Raw genomic sequence first — 20617 nt, 5'->3', positions numbered from 1 at the left:
GTCCTGCTCCGGGTCCGCCCCGTGAGCCCCCGCCCTCAGCGAGAGAGAAGCTGCCGCCCCATGGTCGCCACCGACTCCACCACCTCGACGTTCGACGCGTTCGACCCCACCGACCCCGTGTTCGCGCTGCACCGCGGCGGGAAGATGCAGGTCGCCGCGACGGTACCGCTGCGTGACGCCGACGACCTGTCGATGTCGTACACGCCGGGCGTCGCGCGGGTGTGCGAGGCGATCGCCGCCGACCCGGACCTGTCGCACGACTACACCTGGGTGTCCAACACGGTGGCGGTCATCACCGACGGCACCGCGGTGCTCGGTCTCGGCGACATCGGCCCGGCCGCCTCGATGCCGGTGATGGAGGGCAAGGCCGTCCTGTTCAAGCAGTTCGGCGGCGTCGACGCCATCCCGGTCGCGCTGGCGACGACCGACGTCGACGAGATCGTCGAGACGATCGTGCGCATGGCGCCGACGTTCGGCGGCGTGAACCTCGAGGACATCTCGAGCCCGCGGTGCTTCGAGATCGAGCAGCGGCTCATCGAGCGGCTCGACATCCCGGTCTTCCACGACGACCAGCACGGCACGGCCGTCGTCACGCTGGCCGCGCTCATCAACGCCGTCCGCCTGACCGACCGCGACATGCAGGACCTCAAGGTCGTCATCTCCGGCGCCGGTGCGGCCGGTGTGGCCATCGCGAAGATCCTGCAGTCGGCCGGCGTGCACCGCATCAGCGTCGTCGACCGCCAGGGCGTCATCCACCCCGGGCGCGACGACCTCAACAGCGTCAAGCAGTGGCTCGCCGACCAGACCGCCGACTGGGCGCGTCCCGGCACCGTGGGCGACGCGCTGGAGAAGGCCGACGTGTTCATCGGCGTCTCCGGCGGCACCATCCCCGAGGAGGACGTCGCGCGCATGGCGCCCGACGCGATCATCTTCGCGATGGCGAACCCCCACCCCGAGGTGCACCCCGACGTCGCGCACCGCTACGCGCGGGTCGTGGCCACGGGGCGCTCGGACTTCCCGAACCAGATCAACAACGTCCTGGTGTTCCCGGGCATCTTCCGCGGCGCTCTCGCGGTGCGTGCCACGGCGATCTCCGAGGGCATGAAGCTGGCGGCCGCGCACGCGATCGCCGAGCTCGTCGGCGACGACCTGAGCGAGTCCTACGTCATCCCGTCGCCGTTCGACCCGCGGGTGGCCGACGTCGTCAGCCGGGCCGTCACGGAGACCGCCCGCCGCGAGGGCCTCGCGCGCCGTCCGTACTGATCCGCTCGATACTGGACGCGGTACCTCATCCGGGGCCGGGCTCCGCCTGGCCGTCGCCCTGCTCGAAGGAGTCGCATGTTCGCCGTCTACGCCGGTCAGATCAACCCCGAGAACCCGCTCGAGGGGCTGGTGGTCGGGGACCGTCCCGACCCCGAGGTGCCGGACGGCTGGACCACGGTGACCGTCAAGGCGGCGTCGATCAACCACCACGACGTGTGGAGCCTGCGCGGCGTGGGGCTGCGCGAGGAGTCGCTGCCGATGATCCTCGGCTGCGACGCGGCGGGCTACGACGAGGACGGCAACGAGGTGCTCGTGCACGCCGTCGTCAGCGACCCGTCGTGGCGCGGTGACGAGACGCTCGACCCCAGGCGCTCGCTGCTGTCGGAGCGCCACCAGGGCACGTTCGCCGAGAAGGTCGCGGTGCCCACGCGCAACGTCGTGCCGAAGCCGGCAGGTCTGTCGTTCAGCGAGGCGGCGTGCCTGCCCACGGCCTGGCTGACCGCCTACCGGATGCTGTTCACGCAGTCGGGGCTCAAGCAGGGCGACACCGTCCTCGTGCAGGGCGCCGGCGGCGGTGTCGCCACCGCCGTCATCACGTTGGCCCGCGCGGCCGGCTTCCGGGTGCTAGCCACGAGCCGCGACGAGGACAAGCGCGCCAAGGCCCTCGAGATCGGTGCGCACGAGGTCTTCGAGTCCGGGGCGCGCCTGCCGGTGAAGGTCGACGCCGTCATGGAGACGGTCGGCGCCGCCACCTGGTCGCACTCGGTCAAGTCGATGCGTCCGGGCGGCACGATCGTCATCTCCGGCGCGACGTCGGGCGACGCGCCGAAGGCGGCCGAGCTGACCCGCATCTTCTTCCAGCAGATGCGCGTGCACGGCTCCACCATGGGCACGCGCGACGAGCTCCACGCGCTCGCGCAGTTCATGGACGTCACCGGGACGCGCCCGCTCATCGACAGCGAGATCCCCATGGCCGACGCCGCCCAGGGCCTGCAGCGCGTCGTCGACGGCGACGTCTTCGGCAAGATCGTCCTCACCCTCTGACCCGGCGCCCGGCCGCCGACGTCAGAGGACGCCGGCGGCCAGCAGGGCGCTCGTGGCGCCCAGCAGCACCACCAGGAACAGCACGTTCACCACGGTGAACAGGCCGAGGAACGCGCGGGTGCCGCCGGGTCGCAGCAGCTGGTAGCGGCGCAGGGTGATCAGGCTCGCGAGCGACGCCACCACCGTGCCGACCCCGCCGACGTTGACGCCCAGCAGGAGCGCGCGCCAGTCGTCGGTGAAGGGCGCGTAGATCAGCGCGGTCGGCACGTTCGAGATCAGCTGGCTCCCGGCCACGCTCCACAGCAGGACGTGCTCCTGCAGCAGGTGCTGCAGGAAGCCGCTGGCCTGCGGCACGCGCTCGAGGTTGCCGGCGAAGACGAAGAACAGCACGAACGTCGCGAGCAGCCCGTAGTCGACCGACCGCAGCGCCTGCAGGTCGACGACGGCCACCACCGCGACGACCACCAGGCCCGCCCAGACCGGTAGCGCGCGCACGACGAGCGCGACGGCCACGGCGAACAGGACCAGATGGACGGCCGCCGGTCGCCAGCGCACGGGCGTGCGGGAGGTCACCGGTCGGATGGCGCCGCCTGGGACGCGCTGGCACGCGAGCACGAGCAGCGCGATCGACAGCGCGAACGGGATCGCCATGACGGCGACGAGCTGACCCACGGACAGGTGGAAGTACTGGTAGAGGAACAGGTTCTGCGGGCTGCCGAACGGCGTGATCATGCCGCCGAGGTTCGCCGCGACGGTCTGCAGCACGAAGACGTACGCGAGGTGCTGCTCGTCGCCCGTCGCGCGCAGGGCCAGCGCGGACAGCGGGAGGAAGGTCAGCAGCGCCATGTCGTTGGTGATGAGCATCGACCCGAGCGCGGTCAGCAGGACGAGCCCGACGACCAGCGTCCGTCGACCACGCAGGACCCCGACGACACCCTCCGCCGCGGCGGTGACGAGGTGCGTCCGGTCGAGCGCGCTGATGACCGTCAGGAAGCACCACAGCCCCACGAGCGTGCGGTACTCCGGATAGTGCAGGTACTCCGCGCTGGGCGGCACGAGCAGGCAGGTCAAGGCGGCCGCGACGGCCGTCGCGGTGAGGAAGGGGTTGGCCGTCAGCAGGTGCCGGACCCGCGCCGCGACCCCGCGCTCAGGCATCGTCGTCCCGGTCGTCGGCGAGCACGTGCCGCAGGTAGCGTCCCGGTGCCTCGAGGTAGGCGCGCCAGTGGGTGACGAGGTCCAGCGACTCCCAGCTCGTCTCTCGCAGCCCCCACGGACCGACCTCCAGGATCCGGGCACCGGGCAACGACGCGACGACGGGGGAGTGGGTCGCGCACAGCACCTGACCCCCCGTGGCCGCGATGTCGTGAAGGGTGCGCAGCAGCGCCAGGCTGGACGAGAACGACAGCGCCGCCTCCGGCTCGTCGAGGCAGTAGAAGCCAGGGGAGTCGAAGCGACGGCGCAGCACCTCCAGGAAGGACTCGCCGTGGCTCATCGCGTGCAGGTCGGGCCCGCCGACGCCCTCCTGGTACGTGTACCAGCCGTGCATCGTCTCGGCGCGCAGGAAGAAGCCCCACCGCCCGCTCCCGACGCCCCGCTGGAGGGTCAGCGCCGTGTGCAGGGCGGACTCGCTCGGGCGTGAGCTGTGCTGCCCGTGCGGGCTGCCTCCTTCCGGCGACAACCCGTAGGCGATCGCCACCGCCTCGACGATCGTCGACTTCCCGGCCCCGTTCTCACCGACGAGGAACGTGACCCCGGGCGCAAGGTCGAGGCCGTCGCGCAGCACCTGCTGGACGGCGGGGACGTCGGCGAGCCAGGGGTCGAGACCGTCCGCACGCTCCGGGATCACCCGGACGACGGGCGGCTGGTCGAACCTCACCGGGACAGTGTGGCAGTGGGGGAGGACAGGAGCAGCGGCACGCCTGCCGCCTCCGGTGGTCGAGTAGTGCGGAGCCGTGAGGGACGAGCGTGTGCGGGCTGTGGAGCCATCGCAGCAGGGGCGTAGCCGCGATGGAGCGAGACCACTCGGCAGCGGCTCAGCGGTTCCTACTCAGGGGTGATGAGGTCTGGACGCTCGCCAGGTCTCGATACAGACCGACGCCTTCGGCGTGCACTACTCGACCTGCCGATCTCGTTCGCTCGCAAAGCTCGCTCAGAGATCGTCATCATCGTCGTCGAGGCGGGCGAGCCAGGTGGCCAGCCGTTCGACCGGCACCTCGAAGTCGGGGTGCAGGTCGACGAACTCGACGAGCCGGTCGGCCAGCCACGCGAAGGAGATCTCCTCCTCGCCGCGGCGGGCCGCCAGCTCCTCGATGCCTCGGTCGGTGAAGTACACGGCTCAGGCGAACGCCGCGTCCATCAGCTCGCGCTGCTCGGCGTCGTGCCGCGACTTCGAGCCCACCGCCGTCGTCGACGACGCCGGGCGCGACACGAGCGTCAGCGCACCGGACGCCACGGCGTCGGGGTAGTGCAGCGCGGCGTCGGGCCACGGACCCTGGTTCGCGGGCTCGTCCTGCACCCAGCGGACGTTCTTCACGCCGCTGAAGCGGGCGAGCTCGGTCTTGATCTGCTCGACCGGGCGCGGGTACAGCTGCTCGAGGCGGACGATCGCCGTCGTCGGGTCGTCGCCCTCACGCTTCGCGCGCTCGTCGAACAGGTCGTGCGCGATCCGGCCCGAGCACAGCAGCACCGTGTCGACCTTCTCGGCGTCGACGGAGTCGTCGCCGATCACCGGACGCCACTGGCCCGACGTGAACTCGTCCGGCTGCGACGCCGCGCTCTTGCGACGCAGCAGCTGCTTGGGCGTGAACACGATGAGCGGACGGTGCTGGCCCTCCAGCGTGTGCCGACGCAGCAGGTGGAAGTACGACGCCGACGTCGACGGCTGGGCGATCGTCATCTCGTCGTTCGCGGCGAGCTGCAGGAACCGCTCGATGCGCGCCGACGAGTGGTCCGGCCCCTGGCCCTCGTAGCCGTGGGGCAGGAGCAGCACGACGCCGGACTTCTGGCCCCACTTCGTCTCACCGGAGGAGATGTACTCGTCGATGACCGACTGGGCGCCGTTGACGAAGTCGCCGAACTGCGCCTCCCACAGGGTGAGCGCCTCGGGACGCGCCACCGAGTAGCCGTACTCGAAGCCGAGCGCGGCGTACTCGCTGAGCAGCGAGTCGTAGATGTAGAACGTCGCCTGCTCGTCGCCGACGTGCGACAGCGGGGTCCACTCGCTGCCGTTGTTGCGGTCGATGATCGTCGCGAAGCGCGAGGAGAACGTGCCACGCCGCGAGTCCTGGCCGGCGAGGCGCACGGGGCGACCCTCGAGCAGCAGCGACCCGAACGCGATGATCTCGCCCGTGCCCCAGTCGATCGGGCCCGTCTCGATGGACTGGGCGCGACGCTGCAGCTGGGGGAGCACCTTCGGGTGGACCGTGAAGCCGTCCGGCACGGACGTGTAGGCCGACGACACGGCCTTCATGACCTCGGGGGACACGGCCGTCTCGAGCGCGCCCTCCTGCTCGGGCTTCTCGGGGTAGTCCGGGGTGCGCGTGTAGTCGGCGTCGGAGGAGGTGGCCTCCTTGACGTCGGCGAAGTTGCGCTCGAGCTGGGACTGGTAGTCCGCGAGGGCGGCCTCGGCCTCCTCGATGGTGATGTCGCCACGACCCACGAGGGCCTCGGTGTAGAGCTTGCGCACCGACTTCTTCGCGTTGATCGTGTCGTACATCAGCGGCTGCGTGAACGACGGGTCGTCGCCCTCGTTGTGGCCGCGGCGGCGGTAGCAGACCAGGTCGATCACGACGTCCTTGTTGAACGTCTTGCGGTACTCGTAGGCGAGGTCGGCGACGCGGATGCACGCCTCCGGGTCGTCACCGTTCACGTGCAGGATCGGCGCCTGGACCATGCGGGCGACGTCGGTGCAGTAGGTCGAGGAGCGCGACGACGACGGGCTCGTCGTGAAACCGACCTGGTTGTTGACGATCACGTGGATCGTGCCGCCCGTGCGGTAGCCGCGCAGCTGCGACAGGTTGAGCGTCTCCGCGACGACACCCTGGCCGGCGAACGCGGCGTCGCCGTGCACGAGGACCGGCAGCACCGGGAACTCGGCGCCGCGGTTGAGACGGTCCTGCTTCGCGCGGGTGATGCCCTCCAGCACCGGGTCGACGACCTCGAGGTGCGACGGGTTGGCGGCCACCGACACCTTGATCGTGTCGCCGTGCTCGGAGCGGAACTCGCCCTCGACGCCCAGGTGGTACTTGACGTCGCCGGAGCCCTGCACCGTGCGGGGGTCGATGTTGCCCTCGAACTCGCGGAACACCGTGCCGGCGCTCTTGCCCGCGATGTTGACGAGGACGTTGAGGCGGCCGCGGTGGGCCATGCCGATGCAGACCTCCTCGAGGCCGTCGGCGGCTGCCTCCTCGCAGATCTCGTCGAGCAGCGGGATGGTCGTCTCGCCGCCCTCGAGGCTGAAGCGCTTCTGGCCGACGAACTTCGTCTGCAGGAAGGTCTCGAACGCCTCGGCCTGGTTCAGCTTGAGCAGGATGCGCAGCTGCTCCTCGCGCGGGGGCTTCGTGTGGCCCACCTCAATGCGGTCCTGCAGCCACTGACGCTCGCCCGGGTCCTGGATGTGCATGTACTCCAGGCCGATGGAGCGGCAGTAGGAGTCGCGCAGGACGCCGAGGATCTCGCGCAGCTTCATGAAGCGCTTGCCCGTGCCGCTCGCGAACGAGCCGGTGGCGAACTCGCGGTCGAGGTCCCAGAGGGTCAGGCCGTGCGACGCGGTGTCGAGGTCGGGGTGGCTGCGCTGGCGGTACTCGAGCGGGTTGGTGTCGGCCATGAGGTGGCCGCGCACGCGGAAGGCGTGGATCAGCTCGAGCACGCGCGCCTGGCGGTGCACCTCGTCGTCGTGGCTGACGGCGATGTCCTGGGCCCAGCGGATCGGCTCGTAGGGGATCCGCAGCGCCTGGAAGATCTCGTCGTAGAAGCCCTCCTCGCCGAGGAGCAGCTGGTGGATCCGACGCAGGAACTCGCCCGACTGCGCACCCTGGATGACGCGGTGGTCGTAGGTCGAGGTCAGCGTCATCATCTTGCTGACGGCGAGGTGGGCGATGGTGTGCTCGGACGCGCCCTGGAACTCCGGCGGGTACTCCATGGAGCCGACGCCGACGATGACGCCCTGGCCCTTCATGAGCCGCGGGACGGAGTGGTTGGTGCCGATGCCTCCGGGGTTGGTGAGGCTGGCGGTGGTGCCCTGGAAGTCGGAGACCTCGAGCTTGCCGTCGCGGGCCTTCTTGACCATCGCCTCGTACGCCTGCCAGAACTGGGCGAAGTTCATGGTCTCGGCGGCCTTGATGGACGGCACGAGGAGCTGGCGCTCGCCCTTGGCGTTCTTCGTGTCGATCGCGAGGCCGAAGTTGACGTGCTCGGGCTTCAGCTGGACCGGCTTGCCCTTCTCGTCGGTGTCGTAGCCGGTGTTCATCTCCGGCATCGCCGTGAGGGCCTTCACGACGGCGTAGCCGATGAGGTGGGTGAACGACACCTTGCCGCCGCGAGCGCGGGCGAGGTGGTTGTTGATGACGATGCGGTTGTCGAACAGCAGCTTGACCGGCACCGAGCGCACGCTCGTGGCGGTGGGGACCTCGAGGCTGGCGTCCATGTTGGCAGCGGTGCGCGCGGGGGCGCCCTTGAGCGGCACGCGCTCGACCTCGCCCGGACCCGAGGGCTGGGGCGCGGCCGACGTCGACTTCGGGTCGGTGGAGCGCGTCGCGGGACGAGCCGCCTGCGGCTTCTTCTCCGGGGCCTTGCTCTGCGCGGGCTTCGCGGGCGCGGGCTCGGCCTTCTTCGGCGCGGCCTGCTGCGCGGGGGCCGCCTTGGCAGCAGGTGCCGGTGCGGCAGGCTCCGGCTTCTTCTCCGGGGTCTTCGCGGGGGCGGCCTCGGGCTTCTCGGCGACCTTGGCGGCTGCCGGCCCAGTGCCGTTCGTGGACGTGCCGTTCGTGGACGTGCCGTTGCGCGCAGCCCCGTTCGTGGAGGGGGCGGTGCCGTTGCCCCGCAGGAGCGCCGCGCCGTCACCCTCCTCGAAGAACGTCACCCAGGTCGGGTCGAGGGAGGCGGGGTCCGCCTTGTACTGGTCGTACATCTCCTCGACGAGCCACTGGTTCGTCCCGAAGTCGGGGGTTGACGGGTCATGTGAGGACTCGGCCACGGCCTCGATCGCCTCTTCCGGTTGGTTCCCTGCGCACTTGGACACGGTGCGACTCAAGACTAGCGCGCTGACCCGGACGCTCGACGTCCGGTTCGCCCTGCCTGGAGCCGTGTCTCCCACCGTCCCACGGGGTGATCCTCGTCGCACCGCGATCGCGTCGATCGGGGTGGTCGAGCGTGCGCGGTGAAGTGGGGGCGCGGCAGCCTCACGCGACGGTGACGACGACGTCCGACAGGCCGTGGAAGGCGGCGAGCGCCGCGCCCTCGTGGTCGAGCGAGGACCGGTGGCGGCGGGAGAGGGCGGCGTCGGTGTGCACGACGACGGTGAGGGTGCCGGCGCGCACGGAGCGGCTCCAGTGGCCGGCGAGTCGTCCGTCGAGCACCAGGAGACCCGCCCCGGACATCGTCGCGGTGTACCGCGCGCCGACCTCCGCGCGGAGCTCGGCGTCGCGCGCGTAGGAGACGAGCTCGTCGAACTGCGAGAGCAGCAGCACGGCGGGCACGTCGGCGCGGGAGTCGCGCAGCTCGTCCAGCGGGTGCTGCGACCAGAGCCGTCGGCCCTCGAGCTCGACCTCGTGCAGCCCGGCGTCGGCGATCGCTCGACGAGCCTGGGTGAGGGTGAGGCTCGACCACCACGCGAGGTCGGCCGGTGTGAAGGGGCCGTGCCCGCGGTCGTAGGTGGAGGCGAGCCACGCCCGGTCGGCGTCGACGCCCGCCGTGCTGGGCGCGAGCCGGAGGGGCTGGTAGCGGTGCGGACCGCCGGGGTCACGGCCTCCGGCCACCTCGCCGCGGAGCTCGGCGGCCATGACGACGTGGGCCAGGAGGTCGCCGCCGAACGGCGTTCCTGCGTCGTCCAGGCGGGCGGCGACGTCGTCGCGGGTGCACCCCGGAGCGTCGCGGACCGCCTCCACGACCACCTCGCTGGCCTTGGCCAGAGCCGACTCCTCGAGGCCTTGGCGCCGGACGTGGGGCAGCAGCTGGCCCATGACGCGGTCGCTGGTCGCGGCGACCACACGAGGGAGGTCGTCGACGTACACGTGGTGCCAGGTGGTGCGCAGGACGTGCGTCCGGACGACCCCGCCGGCGCGGAGCGCGTCGAGGACGCCGGCGAGGGGAGGGGTGCCGCAGCGGCGGGCGATGCTCCACGGCACCGTGGTGTGCTCCTGGGACTGCACCGCCCCGAGGTGGCGGACCACCGCCGTGGCGTCGGCGAGCGGCGTGCCTGCGAGACGCTGGGACCGCAGCCGGTACGGCGCGAGTGACTGGTGCACCTGATGATGCTCCCACCCTGCACGGACAGGACCGCTCGTCCGTGCAGGGTGCCTCGCCGGCGACCGCAGTCTCAGGAACCGAGCGCGTCCTGCAGCGTCTGCGCCACCTTTCCCGCGGCCTTGACGTTCTTGCGGCCGTCGAGGAGGGCCTTGGGCTTGTCGTCGAAGCCTCCGGCGGTGATCTCGACGGACGCCCCGGCGTCGGTGGAGGTCACCGTCGCGACGTACTCGTGGCCCCACGAGAACGCCGTCTTGCCGCTGGTGAAGCCGACGGTGCGCGACGCGTCGTCGCGGGCGACCTCGGTGAAGGGCGGCGCGGACGCAAGCGCCGTGAGGGCGGCGAACGTCCGCTCGGCGTCCTGCGTGGTCGTGACGGTGGTGCTGCGCGGTGCGTGCACGGGATCCCCTCCTGGTCGACGACGAGGCCGCTCCCCGCCCGCCACCGACGCTAGGCCGAGCGGCCCGTCCGACGCCAGCGACCCGCCCGCTGCGTGGCAGCATCGGCGCATGCGCACCCCGATCCCGGACTACCTCGCCCAGGTGCTCGACGAGTGCGGTGGCGACGACGGCGAGGTCGCCGACTACATCGCCGAGCTCGCGCGGGCCGACCCCGACCGGCTGGCGATCGCCGTGGCCACGCTCGACGGCGTGGTGGCCACGGCCGGCGACGCCGACGTCGCGTTCTCCATCCAGTCGATCTCCAAGCCGTTCACGTACGCGTTGGCCATCGCCGACCAGGGCCTGGACGCCGTCGTCGAGAAGATCGACGTCGAGCCGTCGGGCGACGCGTTCAACGAGATCTCGCTGGAGCGTGGCTCGGGGCGTCCCCGCAACCCGATGATCAACGCGGGCGCGATCGCGGCGTACGCCCTGGTGGAGGGTCCTGGCTCCGACGAGCGCTTCGAGCGGGTGCGCTCCTTCTACTCCCGGCTCGCCGGGCGCGAGCTCGACGTCGACGAGGCGGTGTTCGAGTCCGAGCTCGGCACCGCCGACCGCAACATGGCGATCGCCTACATGCTGCGCACCGTCGGCACGCTCGAGGGGGACCCGCCGGACGTCGTGCGTGGCTACACGCGCCAGTGCGCCGTGTCGGTCACCGTCCGCGACCTCGCACGCATGGCCGCGGTGCTCGCGGGGCAGGGCCGCGCGCCCGACGGGGAGCAGCTGCTCGAGCCGCAGGTGGCGCGCCAGGTGCTGAGCGTCATGGCCACCTGCGGCATGTACGACGCCGCCGGCGACTGGCTCACGACGGTCGGCATCCCGGCCAAGAGCGGCGTGGCCGGCGGGCTGATCGGCGTCCTGCCGGGCCAGGTCGGCATCGCTGTCTTCTCCCCGCGCCTCGACCGGCACGGCAACAGCGCGCGGGGCGTGCGCGTCTTCGAGCGGTTGTCGCGCGACATGGGGCTGCACCTGATGGAGGTCTCGGACGTCGCGCGCTCGGTGGTGCGGCGGGTCGAGCGCGGAGCGTCGCACGTGGCGGTGCACGAGGTCGCCGGCGACCTGCGCTTCGTCGAGGCCGAGCGCGTGCTGCGCAGCCTCGAGGAGGAGCCGGAGGGAGAGGAGCCCGTGGTGCTCGACCTCGAGCGGGTGCACCGGGTCAACGACGTCGCGCGGCGCATGCTGCTGGAGGGAGTGCGCCGGCTGCACCTCGACGGGCACGACGTGCGTCTCGTCGACCCGTCCGCGGTGCTCGGCGGCGACGGGCAGGGGCCCGACGCGGGCGACGGCTACGTCCCCGAGGTGTTCGAGGACGCAGCCGCCGCCGTGGGGGAGTGAGCGGGCTCAGCTCTCCAGCGTCGCGTCGAGGGTGATCTGGTCGACCGAGGCGAGCGCCTTGCTGAGCGGGCAGCCGGTCTTCGCCTCCTCGGCAGCCTGCTGGAAGGTGGCGTCGTCGACGCCCTCGACCTCGCCGCGCACGGTCAGCGCGATCGTGTGGATCTTGAAGCCGCCGTCGGCGTCGTCCTTGCCGAGCGAGACGTCGGCCTTCGTCTCGATGGAGCGGACCGTGCCGCCGTTCTTCTCGAGGACGGCGGTCAGCTGCATCGTGTAGCAGGCGGAGTGTGCCGCGCCGAGGAGCTCCTCGGGGTTGGTGACGCCACCGCCGTCCTCGGACGAGCGCTTGGGGAAGGACATCTCGAACGTGCCGAGACCGGAGCTGGTGAGCTCGACCTGACCGGTTCCGTCCTCGAAGCCGCCGTCCCAGGCGGTGCGAGCAGTGCGAGTGGGCATGGTGTCTCCTGCCGGTGGGTGGGATGTGTACCACCGACGCTACGAGCGTGAGGAGGTCCCGCAACCTGATTCGTGCAGCGGGGCCACGTCAGTCGAGCGTGAGGTCCTTGAACCAGGAGTCGGTCACGTAGTCGGTCTCCCAGCCCATCGACAGGTAGAGCTGGTCGGCCGACGTGGGGGAGTCGGCGTCGACCTCCAGGCCGACGCGGTTGCGGCCGCGTCGGGCGGCGTCGCTGATGACCGCGGCGAGGAGGGACTTCGCGACACCTCGTCCGCGGGCGTGCCGGTTGACGCCGATGTACTCGACGTAGGTGCCCTCCGGTCCGCCGTGCTTGCCGGGCAGCACGGAGCACACGACGGTGCCCGCCGGCACCTGCTCGCCCCCTCCTTCGGCGCTGTCGTCGGTGACGTACGCCAGCCACCACTGGTCCCAGCGGTGCCCGGGCTCCTCGCGCATGCGCTGCACGAACTCGGGGAAGGACTCGCGGTAGTTGTTGAAGTGGTCCTCGAAGGACGTCTCGAGCATGTGGTGCACCGTCTGCAGGTCCGACGCGACCGGGAACCCGTTCTCGTGCTTCTCGACCGTGCGTACGAGCACGCCCTCGCGGGGCTCGAGGTCGGCGTCGCCGTCGCTCACGGGCCGCTCCATGTGCAGCCACGTGCGCCGCTTGGCGTAGCCGGCGTGCTCGAGCCAGCCGGCCTGGCGGGTGTCGTCGGCGAAGGGGCTCTCGTCGAGGCGGGTCGCGTCGATGCCGCGGATGCGCGCCATGAGGACCGCCACCTCCTCCGCCCACGCGTAGAGCACGCGGGCGATCTCGTCGACCTCGGCGACGTCGCGGTCGAAGTAGCCCCACACGAGGGCCCGTCCCGCCGCGCGGTCGTGGACGGTGATCCAGGCGACGGGCACGTCGTCGTCGCCGACGGCCACGAGCTGACGTCGCGTCCACGACGCCTGCCCAGCCACCTCGTTCTCGATGCCGGCGGGGTCGACGTGCGCCTCGCCCGTGCCCTGCAGCTCGTCGAGGTGGCGCAGGCGCACGAGGGCGTCGACGTCACCGTAGGTAGGGACGCGCGCGGTCCAGGGGCCGGGCAGGTCGGGGACGTCGATCTCGGTCGGGGCGGTCTCGTCTGCTGGGCTCATCGGGTCACGAGTCTCCCACCTCCGCCGTCTCGCGCGCGTCGGCCCTGGTGGAGGTGGGGGTCTTGGGCTGCTGGTGGGGTGGCTGCGGGGCGCTGGTCGTGCTGGTGCGGTGCCTGCGGGGCTCTCGTCCCGCTGGTGCGGTGCCTGCGGGGTTCTCGCGTTGCTGGTGCGTCGCCGCAGGAGACTTGTGGTTGCTGGTGCGCTGCCTCGGCCTTCGCTGGGGGTGGTCTCCGAAAGGGGCCTCGACCGGCAACGGGCCTGTGGGCGGCTTGGGGTCGCGGGGTCTGGCTTCGGCCTCGGGGCGACGCACGATTCTTCGTTTCTGCGTTCTTGATCCACCGCTCTGCGTTCGCGCGTCCTATCGGTGGATCTGCAACCGCAGGAACCGTTCTGCGGCTGCAGATCCACCGATAGCGGGCTGCCGGCGTGTAAGTCTCTGCGTTCGCGTACCCGAGCTCGAGCGCTTCTGCGTTCACGAGGGGATCCCGTCGCGGACGCAGAATCTTGGGCCCACTCCGTGCCCAAGCCACAGCCCGAGACCCCAGACCAGCGCCGTCGCCAGCCGCCCGGTCGAGGCCCTTTCGGAGGCCACCCCAACGCCAGCCGAGGCAGCGCACCAGCAGGTGGAGACCCCCTGCGGCAGCGCACCACCGAACCCAGACCCCCTGCGGCAGCGCAGCGGCAAGATCAGAACTCCCGCAGGCAGCGCACCGGCACCACACGCCACCCCACCCACGCCCCACGAGGCCCGTCACCGGGAGGACGCGACCGCCACGACGATCCCGCTCAGCGCCAGCCCAGCTCCGGCGCGACGTGCTTCAGGATGCTCTCGACGACGTGGGCGTTGTACTCGACACCGAGCTGGTTGGGGACGGTGAGGAGGAGGGTGTCGGCGGCCGCGACGGCGGTGTCCTCGCGCAGCTGCTCGACGAGCTGGTCGGGCTCGGCCGCGTAGGTGCGGCCGAAGCGGGCGCGGCCGCCCTCGAGGAAGCCGACCTGGTCGTCGCCGCCCGAGCCGCCGAAGTAGGCGCGGTCGCGGTCGTCGACGAGGGCGAAGATGCTGCGGCTGACGGACACGCGCGGCTCGCGCTCGTGGCCGGCGGCCTTCCACGCGTCGCGGAAGCGCTGGATCTGCTCGGCCTGGAGCTCGTGGAACGGGACGCCGGTGTCCTCGGTGAGCAGGGTGGAGCTCATGAGGTTCATGCCCTGCTCCGCGGTCCACTCCGCGGTGGCGCGGGTGCCGGCGCCCCACCAGATGCGGTCACGCAGCCCGGGGGAGTGCGGCTCGAGGCGCAGCCTGCCCGGCGGGTTCGGGAACATCGGTCGCGGGTTCGGCTCCGCGAACCCTTGACCCTTCAGCACCTCGAGGAGCACCTGGGTGTGCTGGCGGGCGAGGTCGGCGTCGCTCTGGCCCTCGCTCGGGGCGTACCCGAAGTAGCGGTAGCCGTCGATCACCTGCTCCGGTGATCCGCGGCTGATGCCGAGCTGCAGCCGTCCGTCGCTGATGAGGTCGGCGGCGCCGGCGTCCTCGGCCATGTAAAGGGGGTTCTCGTACCTCATGTCGATCACGCCCGTGCCGATCTCGATGCGGCTGGTCCGGGCGCCGACCGCGGCCAGCAGCGGGAACGGCGACGCGAGCTGCTGCGCGAAGTGGTGCACGCGGTAGTACGCGCCGTCACCGCCGAGGTCCTCCACCGCCTCGGCGAGCTCGATCGACTGGTGCAGCACGTCCGAGGCGCTGCGGGTCGCCGAGTGCGGCGAGTCCGACCAGTGCCCGAACGACAGGAACCCGATGTTCTTCATGTCTGCGTCAAGGCAACACGAGGGTGGCGCATTCCCGTCCTCAGGGTGTTCGTGGTCCCATGTCCCCGTGACCCCCGACGGCGACCTTCCTCGACCGGCCAGGCCGACCACGATCCTGCACCTCGTGCCGGCGTCCGACTGGGCCGCCGACCCCGACCGCCCGTACGCGCCCGCGTCGCTCGGCACCGAGGGTTTCGTGCACTGCTCGCCCGACGAGGCGACGACGCTCGCGGTGGCCACGGCGTTCTACGCCGACGCGCCGCGCCCGTTGCTGGTCCTGCGCCTCGACGTCACGCGGCTGCAGGCGGAGGTGGTGCACGAGGCGGCGTCACCGGTCCCGCCGCCCGGCGTGGGCGACGACGTCCTCTTCCCGCACGTCCTCGGTCCGCTCGACCGCGCCGCCGTGACGTCGGTCGGAGAGGTGGAGTGGGAGGGTCGCGTCGCTGTGCGGATCTGGGAGGAAGACCCTAGGATCACCTCCGAGACGACGGTTCGGGGTTCCGAGAGGCAAGGCGCGTGAGCAGGCTCAGGACGGACGCACGCACGGCAGCGACGGCCATGGTCGACCTGGTGCGTCGCGAGCTCGGCCTCAACGTCGCCTTCATCAGCGAGATCGAGGGCGACCGTCGGTCGTTCCGTGCGCTGGTCTCCGACGTCGACCTGCCGATCCAGGTCGGCTTCAGCGAGCCCTACGAGGGCACCTACTGCCAGATGATCACGAGCGGCCAGCTGGGCGAGGTGGTCCCCGACACGGCCAGCGAGCCGCTCACGGTCGACGCGTTCCACACGTCCTACCTCGGCATCGGCGCGTACGTGGGCGTCCCGATGACGCGCAGCAGCGGGGAGCTGTTCGGCACGCTGTGCGCCTTCTCGCGCGACCCGCACCCGGACCTGTCGCCGGCCGAGGCCGAGGTGCTGCGGGCGACGGCGGTGCTCATCATGCGTCTCATCGAGATGGAGGAGCAGGTCGATGGTCGGCTCACCGACCTGGCCGACCTCGCGGAGACCATCGACGGCGCCCTGGAGGACGCGACGATCGAGCTCCTGCCCGTCTCGGAGGTGGGCACCGGTGCCGTCGTCGGCCACGAGGCCGTGGCCCGCTTCGCGGACGGCCGTCCGTTCCGCCGACGGCTGGGTGAGGCGCGCGAGGTGGGCCGTGGTGTCGAGCTCGAGCTGTCGGTGCTGTCGCGCACGCTGAAGGCCGTCGAGGAGACGTCGGTGCCCGTCGTGAGCGTCAGCCTGTCGGCGGAGGCGCTGCGCGACCCCGCCTTCCAGGCGCTGATCGCCTCCATGCCGCCGTCGCGCCTGATGCTGCGCTTCGACGTCGACGAGACGATCGAGGACTACGAGGAGCTCACGTCGCTGCTGCAGCCCCTGCGGCGGCTGGGGGCGCGCGTCGCGGTCGACCGCGTGGGCGACGGTGCGGCCGAGCTGCGCCACATCCTGCTGCTCTCGCCCGACGTGCTCCGCATCGACCCCGAGCTGGTGCAGGGCCTCGCCGACGACGTCCGCCGTCGGGTGCTCGTGGAGTCGATCGCGACGCTGGCTGCGCAGATCGACGCCGACTGCGTGGCCCTCGGCGTCTCGGACGCCGAGCTGCCGTGGATGGACGAGCTGGGCGTGACGCACGTCGTGCGCGGCGCCTGCGACTGATCAGCAGCCCGAGCCGACGCTCGGCCCGACGGGCCAGGATCCGGACGAGCGTATCGTTCCCCGTGCTCCCGCACGCGGGAGCGAGGCGCCCCTGCTCTCCGTGTCCGAGAGCAGGGGCGCTGCACCGTCCGCATCCAGGGGTGGGCGGTCCGGCGCAGGCCCGAGCCTACGACGTCCAGCACCTCCGCGCTGCCTGGATGGAAGAAAAATGTGACACGCGTTTACATGCAAGGTGCGTGGGCACTCCGGCCCGCCTCGGGGCGAGGGGACCGAGAGGTCAGCAGCCGCCCGTCGCACGTGGCGACGGGCGCGGTGCGCTGCGATGGGTACCCCCGGCAGGATTCGAACCTGCGCTCCCGCCTCCGGAGGGCGGTGCTCTATCCCCTGAGCTACGGGGGCCGGTGCACGGTTCCGCGGGTGCGGTGACCGGTCTGGCCGAGTGCGGTACGACCCTACCCCACGCCCGCTACCGTGGTGCGCGTGCCCACGGTCCTGATCGCTGACGACACCGCGTCGATCCGGTTCCTCATCCGCACGAACCTCGAGCTGGCGGGGTTCGACGTGCGGGAGGCGGTCGACGGGCTCGACTGCGTCGAGCGACTGCGGGCCTCGGCCGACGCGGACGACCTCCCCGACGTCGTCACCGTCGACGTCATGATGCCGCGTCAGGACGGCGTGAGCACCGTGCACACGATCCGCGCCGACGAGCGGCTGCGGCACCTCGGCATCGTCATGGTGAGCACCCAGAACCTGCCTGGCGACATCCAGCGAGGACTCGACGCAGGCGTCGACGCCTACGTGACGAAGCCGTTCGACCCCGACCACCTGGTGTCGACGGTGAACGACGTCATCCAGCGCCGCTCGCAGGCCTGACGCGCAGGTCGCGTCGGGGCTTCCCGCGGGCGGGGAGCGGTGCGCCGCTCGATAGGCTGGTGCGGTGACTCCCGAGCAGCTCAGCGACGTGATCGTGTCCGCCCTCCAGCGGCTCGTCGACGAGGGACGGCTCAGCCTCCCCGACGGCGTGCCCGCCCAGGTGCGCGTGGAGCGACCCAAGGTCAAGGAGCACGGCGACTACGCCACGAACATCGCGCTGCAGCTCGCCAAGAAGGCGGGCCTGAACCCGCGAGACCTCGCCACCGATCTCGCGGCGGTGCTCGCCGAGCACGACGGCGTGAGCACGGCCGAGGTCGCGGGCCCGGGCTTCCTCAACCTGCGGGTGGCTGCCGACGCGCAGGGCCAGGTCGCCGCGCACGTGCTCGAGGCCGGAACCGCGTACGGCCGCAGCGAGCTCTATGCCGGCCAGAAGGTCAACCTCGAGTTCGTCAGCGCCAACCCGACGGGTCCGATCCACATCGGCGGCGTGCGCTGGGCCGCCGTGGGCGACTCGCTCGGCCGGCTCCTGACGTTCGCCGGCGCCGACGTGACCCGCGAGTACTACTTCAACGACCACGGCGCCCAGATCGACCGCTTCGCGCGGTCGCTGCTCGCGTCCGCGCGGGGCCAGGACGCGCCCGAGGACGGCTACGGCGGCCAGTACATCCACGAGATCGCCGCTGACGTGGTGGCGAAGCACCCCGACGTCGCGTCGCTGCCCGACGCCGAGGCCACCGAGGTGCTGCGCGCCGAGGGCGTGGAGCTCATGTTCGCGGAGATCAAGGCGTCGCTGCACGACTTCGGCGTCGACTTCGACGTGTACTTCCACGAGAACGACCTGCACGAGTCCGGCGCCGTCGAGCGGGCGATCGCGCGGCTCGACGAGCTCGGCAAGATGTACGAGAAGGACGGTGCCCGCTGGCTGCGCACCTCCGACTACGGCGACGACAAGGACCGGGTCGTCGTGAAGTCCGACGGGCAGCCCGCGTACATCTCCGGCGACCTCGCCTACTACCTCGACAAGCGCGAGCGGGGCTTCGACCGATGCCTCATCATGCTCGGCGCAGACCACCACGGGTACGTCTCGCGGATGATGGCGATGTGTGCCGCGTTCGGCGACGAGCCGGGCGTCAACCTCGAGCTGCTGATCGGCCAGATGGTCAACCTCCTGCGCGACGGCCAGCCGCTGAGGATGAGCAAGCGCAACGGCACCGTCATCTCCCTCGAGGACCTCGTGGGCGCCATCGGCGTCGACGCGGCCCGGTACGCCCTGGCGCGGTACTCGACGGACTCGCCGATCGACCTCGACCTCGACCTCTGGGCGAGCACGACGAACGACAACCCCGTCTACTACGTCCAGTACGCGCACGCGCGGCTGTCGAGCATCCTGCGCAACGCCGCCGACCTCGGCGTCGACCACGGCCTCGACCGCTTCGACCCGGGCCTGCTCGAGCACGAGAAGGAGGGCGAGCTGCTGCGCGCCCTCGCGAGCTTCCCCGAGGTGGCGTCACGCGCGGCGGAGCTGCGCGAGCCGCACCGGGTGGCCCGCTACCTCGAGCGCACCGCCGCCGCCTTCCACGCCTTCTACGCCGTCTGCCGCGTGCTCCCGCAGGGCGACGAGGAGGCCACCGACGTCCACCGCGCGCGTCTGGTGCTGGTCGACGCGACCCGGCAGGTCGTCGCCAACGGTCTCGGCCTGCTCGGCGTCTCGGCCCCGGAGCGCATGTGATGCGGGCGCACGAGGCGGGCGCCCTGCACGGGCAGGCCGGCGACCGCGGACCGGCGTGGCTGCGTCGCCCCGACGACGTCGACGCGCTCGTGCCGCAGCTGTGGGCCCGCAACGTCTCCAAGGTCGACGGCGTCGTGACCGTCGCCGGCGAGTCGGTCACCGACCTGGCCGAGGAGTTCGGCACGCCGCTCTACGTGCTCGACGAGGACGACTTCCGCACCCGCGCGCGAGCCTTCCGCGACGCCTTCGAGGGGTGCGAGGTCTACTACGCCGGCAAGTCCTTCCTCTGCGTCGCCACGGCACGCTGGGTCGAGGAGGAGGGGCTGAGCCTCGACGTGTGCACGGGCGGCGAGCTCGCCGTCGCGCTGCGCGCCGGGTTCCCGCCCGAACGGCTCGCGCTGCACGGCAACAACAAGTCGGTGGCCGAGCTGCGGCGCGCGCTCGAGGCCGGCGTCGGACGCATCATCGTCGACTCCCTCGAGGAGATCGACCGGCTCGTCGCCCTCACGGCCGAGACCGGTCGCGAGGCGGCCGTCATGGTCCGCGTGACGGCGGGCGTCGAGGCGCACACCCACGAGTACATCTCCACGTCGCACGAGGACCAGAAGTTCGGCTTCTCCATCGCCGACGGTGCCGCGTTCGACGCCGTCAGCCGCATCGTCGCCGCCCAGCGGCCCGACGGAGGCGGCCTGCGGTTCCTCGGCCTGCACTCGCACATCGGCTCGCAGATCTTCGTGGCCGACGGCTTCGAGGTGGCCGCGCGGCGCGTGCTGCGCCTGCACGCGCGGATCATCGAGGAGCTCGGCGTCGTCCCGCCCGAGATGGACCTCGGCGGCGGCTTCGGCATCGCGTACACGACGCAGGACGACCCCCGCTCGCCGGCCGAGCTGGCCGACAGCCTGCTCGGCATCGTGCACGCGGAGTGCCGGGCGCTCGACGTCGCCGTGCCGCACCTGTCGATCGAGCCCGGGCGCGCGATCGTCGGCCCGACGACCTTCACGCTCTACGAGGTCGGCACGGTCAAGTCGGTCGGTCTCGACGGGGGAGCGTCGCGTCGCTACGTCGCGGTCGACGGCGGCATGAGCGACAACGTGCGACCTGCGCTCTACAGCGCCGACTACTCCTGCACCCTCGCGTCGCGCCGCTCCGAGGCGCCGGCGGTGCTGAGCCGCGTGGTCGGCAAGCACTGCGAGAGCGGTGACATCGTCGTGAAGGACGAGTACCTCCCCGGCGACGTCGCAGCGGGCGACCTGCTCGCCGTCCCCGGCACCGGCGCGTACTGCCGCTCGCTCGCGAGCACCTACAACCACGTGCCGCGTGCGGCGGTGGTCGCAGTGCGCGACGGCGAGGCACGGCTGATCCTGCGCCGCGAGACGGAGGACGACCTCTTCGCGCTCGACGTCGGCTGACGACGCGGCCTGC

At 71.6% G+C, this 20617-nt stretch carries 17 protein-coding genes and 1 tRNA gene; 8 read left to right on the top strand and 10 right to left on the bottom strand.

Annotation, left to right across the window (positions count from 1 at the left end):
* Positions 1 to 60: 60 nt before the first annotated feature.
* Together QE370_RS16165 and QE370_RS16160 are read left to right on the top strand one after the other, a co-directional pair.
* Positions 61 to 1263, top strand: a complete 1203-nt coding sequence (locus QE370_RS16165; protein WP_253022125.1) for an NADP-dependent malic enzyme — start codon at positions 61 to 63, stop codon at positions 1261 to 1263.
* 75 nt (positions 1264 to 1338) lie between these two features.
* The gene (locus QE370_RS16160; RefSeq protein ID WP_253022127.1) at positions 1339 to 2307 is read left to right on the top strand and encodes a zinc-binding dehydrogenase; all 969 of its coding nucleotides are present in this window, start codon (positions 1339 to 1341) and stop codon (positions 2305 to 2307) included.
* A gap of 21 nt (positions 2308 to 2328) precedes the next feature.
* Here the strand turns inward: QE370_RS16160 and QE370_RS16155 are convergent, their stop codons facing one another.
* The 6 genes from QE370_RS16155 to QE370_RS16130 all read right to left on the bottom strand — a co-directional run bounded on the left by QE370_RS16155 (position 2329) and on the right by QE370_RS16130 (position 10165).
* The gene (locus tag QE370_RS16155; RefSeq protein ID WP_309634963.1) at positions 2329 to 3462 is read right to left on the bottom strand and encodes an SLC13 family permease; all 1134 of its coding nucleotides are present in this window, start codon (positions 3460 to 3462) and stop codon (positions 2329 to 2331) included.
* Positions 3455 to 4183: an AAA family ATPase gene (locus QE370_RS16150; protein ID WP_309634962.1), complete on the bottom strand. Its 729-nt coding sequence runs from the start codon at positions 4181 to 4183 to the stop codon at positions 3455 to 3457. Before QE370_RS16150 ends, QE370_RS16155 begins: the two co-directional genes overlap by 8 nt.
* Positions 4184 to 4456: 273 nt before the next feature.
* Complete coding sequence (locus tag QE370_RS16145; protein WP_067856197.1) at positions 4457 to 4639, bottom strand: DUF6104 family protein; 183 nt, start codon at positions 4637 to 4639, stop codon at positions 4457 to 4459.
* 3 nt (positions 4640 to 4642) lie between these two features.
* Entirely contained in the window at positions 4643 to 8497 is a 3855-nt protein-coding gene (locus QE370_RS16140; RefSeq protein ID WP_309634961.1) for a multifunctional oxoglutarate decarboxylase/oxoglutarate dehydrogenase thiamine pyrophosphate-binding subunit/dihydrolipoyllysine-residue succinyltransferase subunit, read from the bottom strand.
* 205 nt (positions 8498 to 8702) lie between these two features.
* Entirely contained in the window at positions 8703 to 9767 is a 1065-nt protein-coding gene (locus tag QE370_RS16135; RefSeq protein WP_309634960.1) for a winged helix DNA-binding domain-containing protein, read from the bottom strand.
* A 71-nt stretch (positions 9768 to 9838) separates the two neighbouring features.
* Positions 9839 to 10165, bottom strand: coding sequence for a hypothetical protein (locus tag QE370_RS16130; protein ID WP_253022140.1), 327 nt, complete (start codon positions 10163 to 10165; stop codon positions 9839 to 9841).
* Positions 10166 to 10274: 109 nt separating this feature from the next.
* On the opposite strand from QE370_RS16130, the gene QE370_RS16125 reads away from it, so the two are divergent.
* Positions 10275 to 11543, top strand: a complete 1269-nt coding sequence (locus QE370_RS16125) for a glutaminase (protein WP_309634959.1) — start codon at positions 10275 to 10277, stop codon at positions 11541 to 11543.
* A 6-nt stretch (positions 11544 to 11549) separates the two neighbouring features.
* Here the strand turns inward: QE370_RS16125 and QE370_RS16120 are convergent, their stop codons facing one another.
* The 3 genes from QE370_RS16120 to QE370_RS16110 form a co-directional block, all read right to left on the bottom strand.
* Positions 11550 to 11996, bottom strand: a complete 447-nt coding sequence (locus QE370_RS16120; RefSeq protein WP_253022145.1) for an OsmC family peroxiredoxin — start codon at positions 11994 to 11996, stop codon at positions 11550 to 11552.
* 88 nt (positions 11997 to 12084) lie between these two features.
* The gene (locus QE370_RS16115; RefSeq protein ID WP_253022147.1) at positions 12085 to 13137 is read right to left on the bottom strand and encodes an N-acetyltransferase; all 1053 of its coding nucleotides are present in this window, start codon (positions 13135 to 13137) and stop codon (positions 12085 to 12087) included.
* A gap of 786 nt (positions 13138 to 13923) precedes the next feature.
* Positions 13924 to 14940, bottom strand: a complete 1017-nt coding sequence (locus tag QE370_RS16110; protein WP_067856219.1) for an LLM class flavin-dependent oxidoreductase — start codon at positions 14938 to 14940, stop codon at positions 13924 to 13926.
* Between the two features lie 67 nt (positions 14941 to 15007).
* Between QE370_RS16110 and QE370_RS16105 the strand changes: the two genes are divergently transcribed.
* Both QE370_RS16105 and QE370_RS16100 read left to right on the top strand, forming a co-directional pair.
* The gene (locus QE370_RS16105) at positions 15008 to 15460 is read left to right on the top strand and encodes a DUF952 domain-containing protein (protein ID WP_309634958.1); all 453 of its coding nucleotides are present in this window, start codon (positions 15008 to 15010) and stop codon (positions 15458 to 15460) included.
* Positions 15457 to 16593 (top strand): EAL domain-containing protein, encoded by a 1137-nt coding sequence (locus QE370_RS16100; protein WP_253022153.1) that lies wholly within the window; start codon positions 15457 to 15459, stop codon positions 16591 to 16593. The genes QE370_RS16105 and QE370_RS16100 overlap by 4 nt, the downstream gene beginning before the upstream one ends.
* A 327-nt stretch (positions 16594 to 16920) precedes the next feature.
* Here QE370_RS16100 and QE370_RS16095 read toward each other — a convergent pair.
* Positions 16921 to 16992: transfer RNA gene (locus tag QE370_RS16095), tRNA-Arg, on the bottom strand.
* An 81-nt stretch (positions 16993 to 17073) separates the two neighbouring features.
* Here QE370_RS16095 and QE370_RS16090 point away from each other — a divergent pair.
* The 3 genes from QE370_RS16090 (at position 17074) to lysA (ending at position 20604) form a co-directional block, all read left to right on the top strand.
* Complete coding sequence (locus QE370_RS16090) at positions 17074 to 17466, top strand: response regulator (RefSeq protein ID WP_253022155.1); 393 nt, start codon at positions 17074 to 17076, stop codon at positions 17464 to 17466.
* Between the two features lie 64 nt (positions 17467 to 17530).
* Positions 17531 to 19195, top strand: a complete 1665-nt coding sequence (argS, locus tag QE370_RS16085; protein ID WP_309634957.1) for an arginine--tRNA ligase — start codon at positions 17531 to 17533, stop codon at positions 19193 to 19195.
* Positions 19192 to 20604 carry a diaminopimelate decarboxylase gene (gene lysA / locus QE370_RS16080; RefSeq protein WP_396127825.1) on the top strand — a complete coding sequence of 471 codons (1413 nt, stop codon included), beginning with the start codon at positions 19192 to 19194 and terminating at the stop codon, positions 20602 to 20604. Before argS ends, lysA begins: the two co-directional genes overlap by 4 nt.
* Positions 20605 to 20617: the final 13 nt, after the last annotated feature.

The organism is Aeromicrobium sp. SORGH_AS_0981 (genome assembly GCF_031453195.1).
GTDB lineage: Bacteria > Actinomycetota > Actinomycetes > Propionibacteriales > Nocardioidaceae > Aeromicrobium.
The sequence above is the reverse complement of the archived record's forward strand: the minus strand, read 5'-3'. Positions and strand labels throughout refer to the sequence as shown.

Bases quoted from the DNA above. Each gene is read 5' to 3' on its own strand.
- QE370_RS16155 (WP_309634963.1), bottom strand. From the start codon at position 3,462: ATGCCTGAGCGCGGGGTCGCGGCGCGGGTCCGGCACCTGCTGACGGCC.
- QE370_RS16120 (WP_253022145.1), bottom strand. From the start codon at position 11,996: ATGCCCACTCGCACTGCTCGCACCGCCTGGGACGGCGGCTTCGAGGAC.
- QE370_RS16165 (WP_253022125.1), top strand. From the start codon at position 61: ATGGTCGCCACCGACTCCACCACCTCGACGTTCGACGCGTTCGACCCC.
- QE370_RS16125 (WP_309634959.1), top strand. From the start codon at position 10,275: ATGCGCACCCCGATCCCGGACTACCTCGCCCAGGTGCTCGACGAGTGC.
- QE370_RS16115 (WP_253022147.1), bottom strand. From the start codon at position 13,137: ATGAGCCCAGCAGACGAGACCGCCCCGACCGAGATCGACGTCCCCGAC.
- QE370_RS16110 (WP_067856219.1), bottom strand. From the start codon at position 14,940: ATGAAGAACATCGGGTTCCTGTCGTTCGGGCACTGGTCGGACTCGCCG.
- QE370_RS16160 (WP_253022127.1), top strand. From the start codon at position 1,339: ATGTTCGCCGTCTACGCCGGTCAGATCAACCCCGAGAACCCGCTCGAG.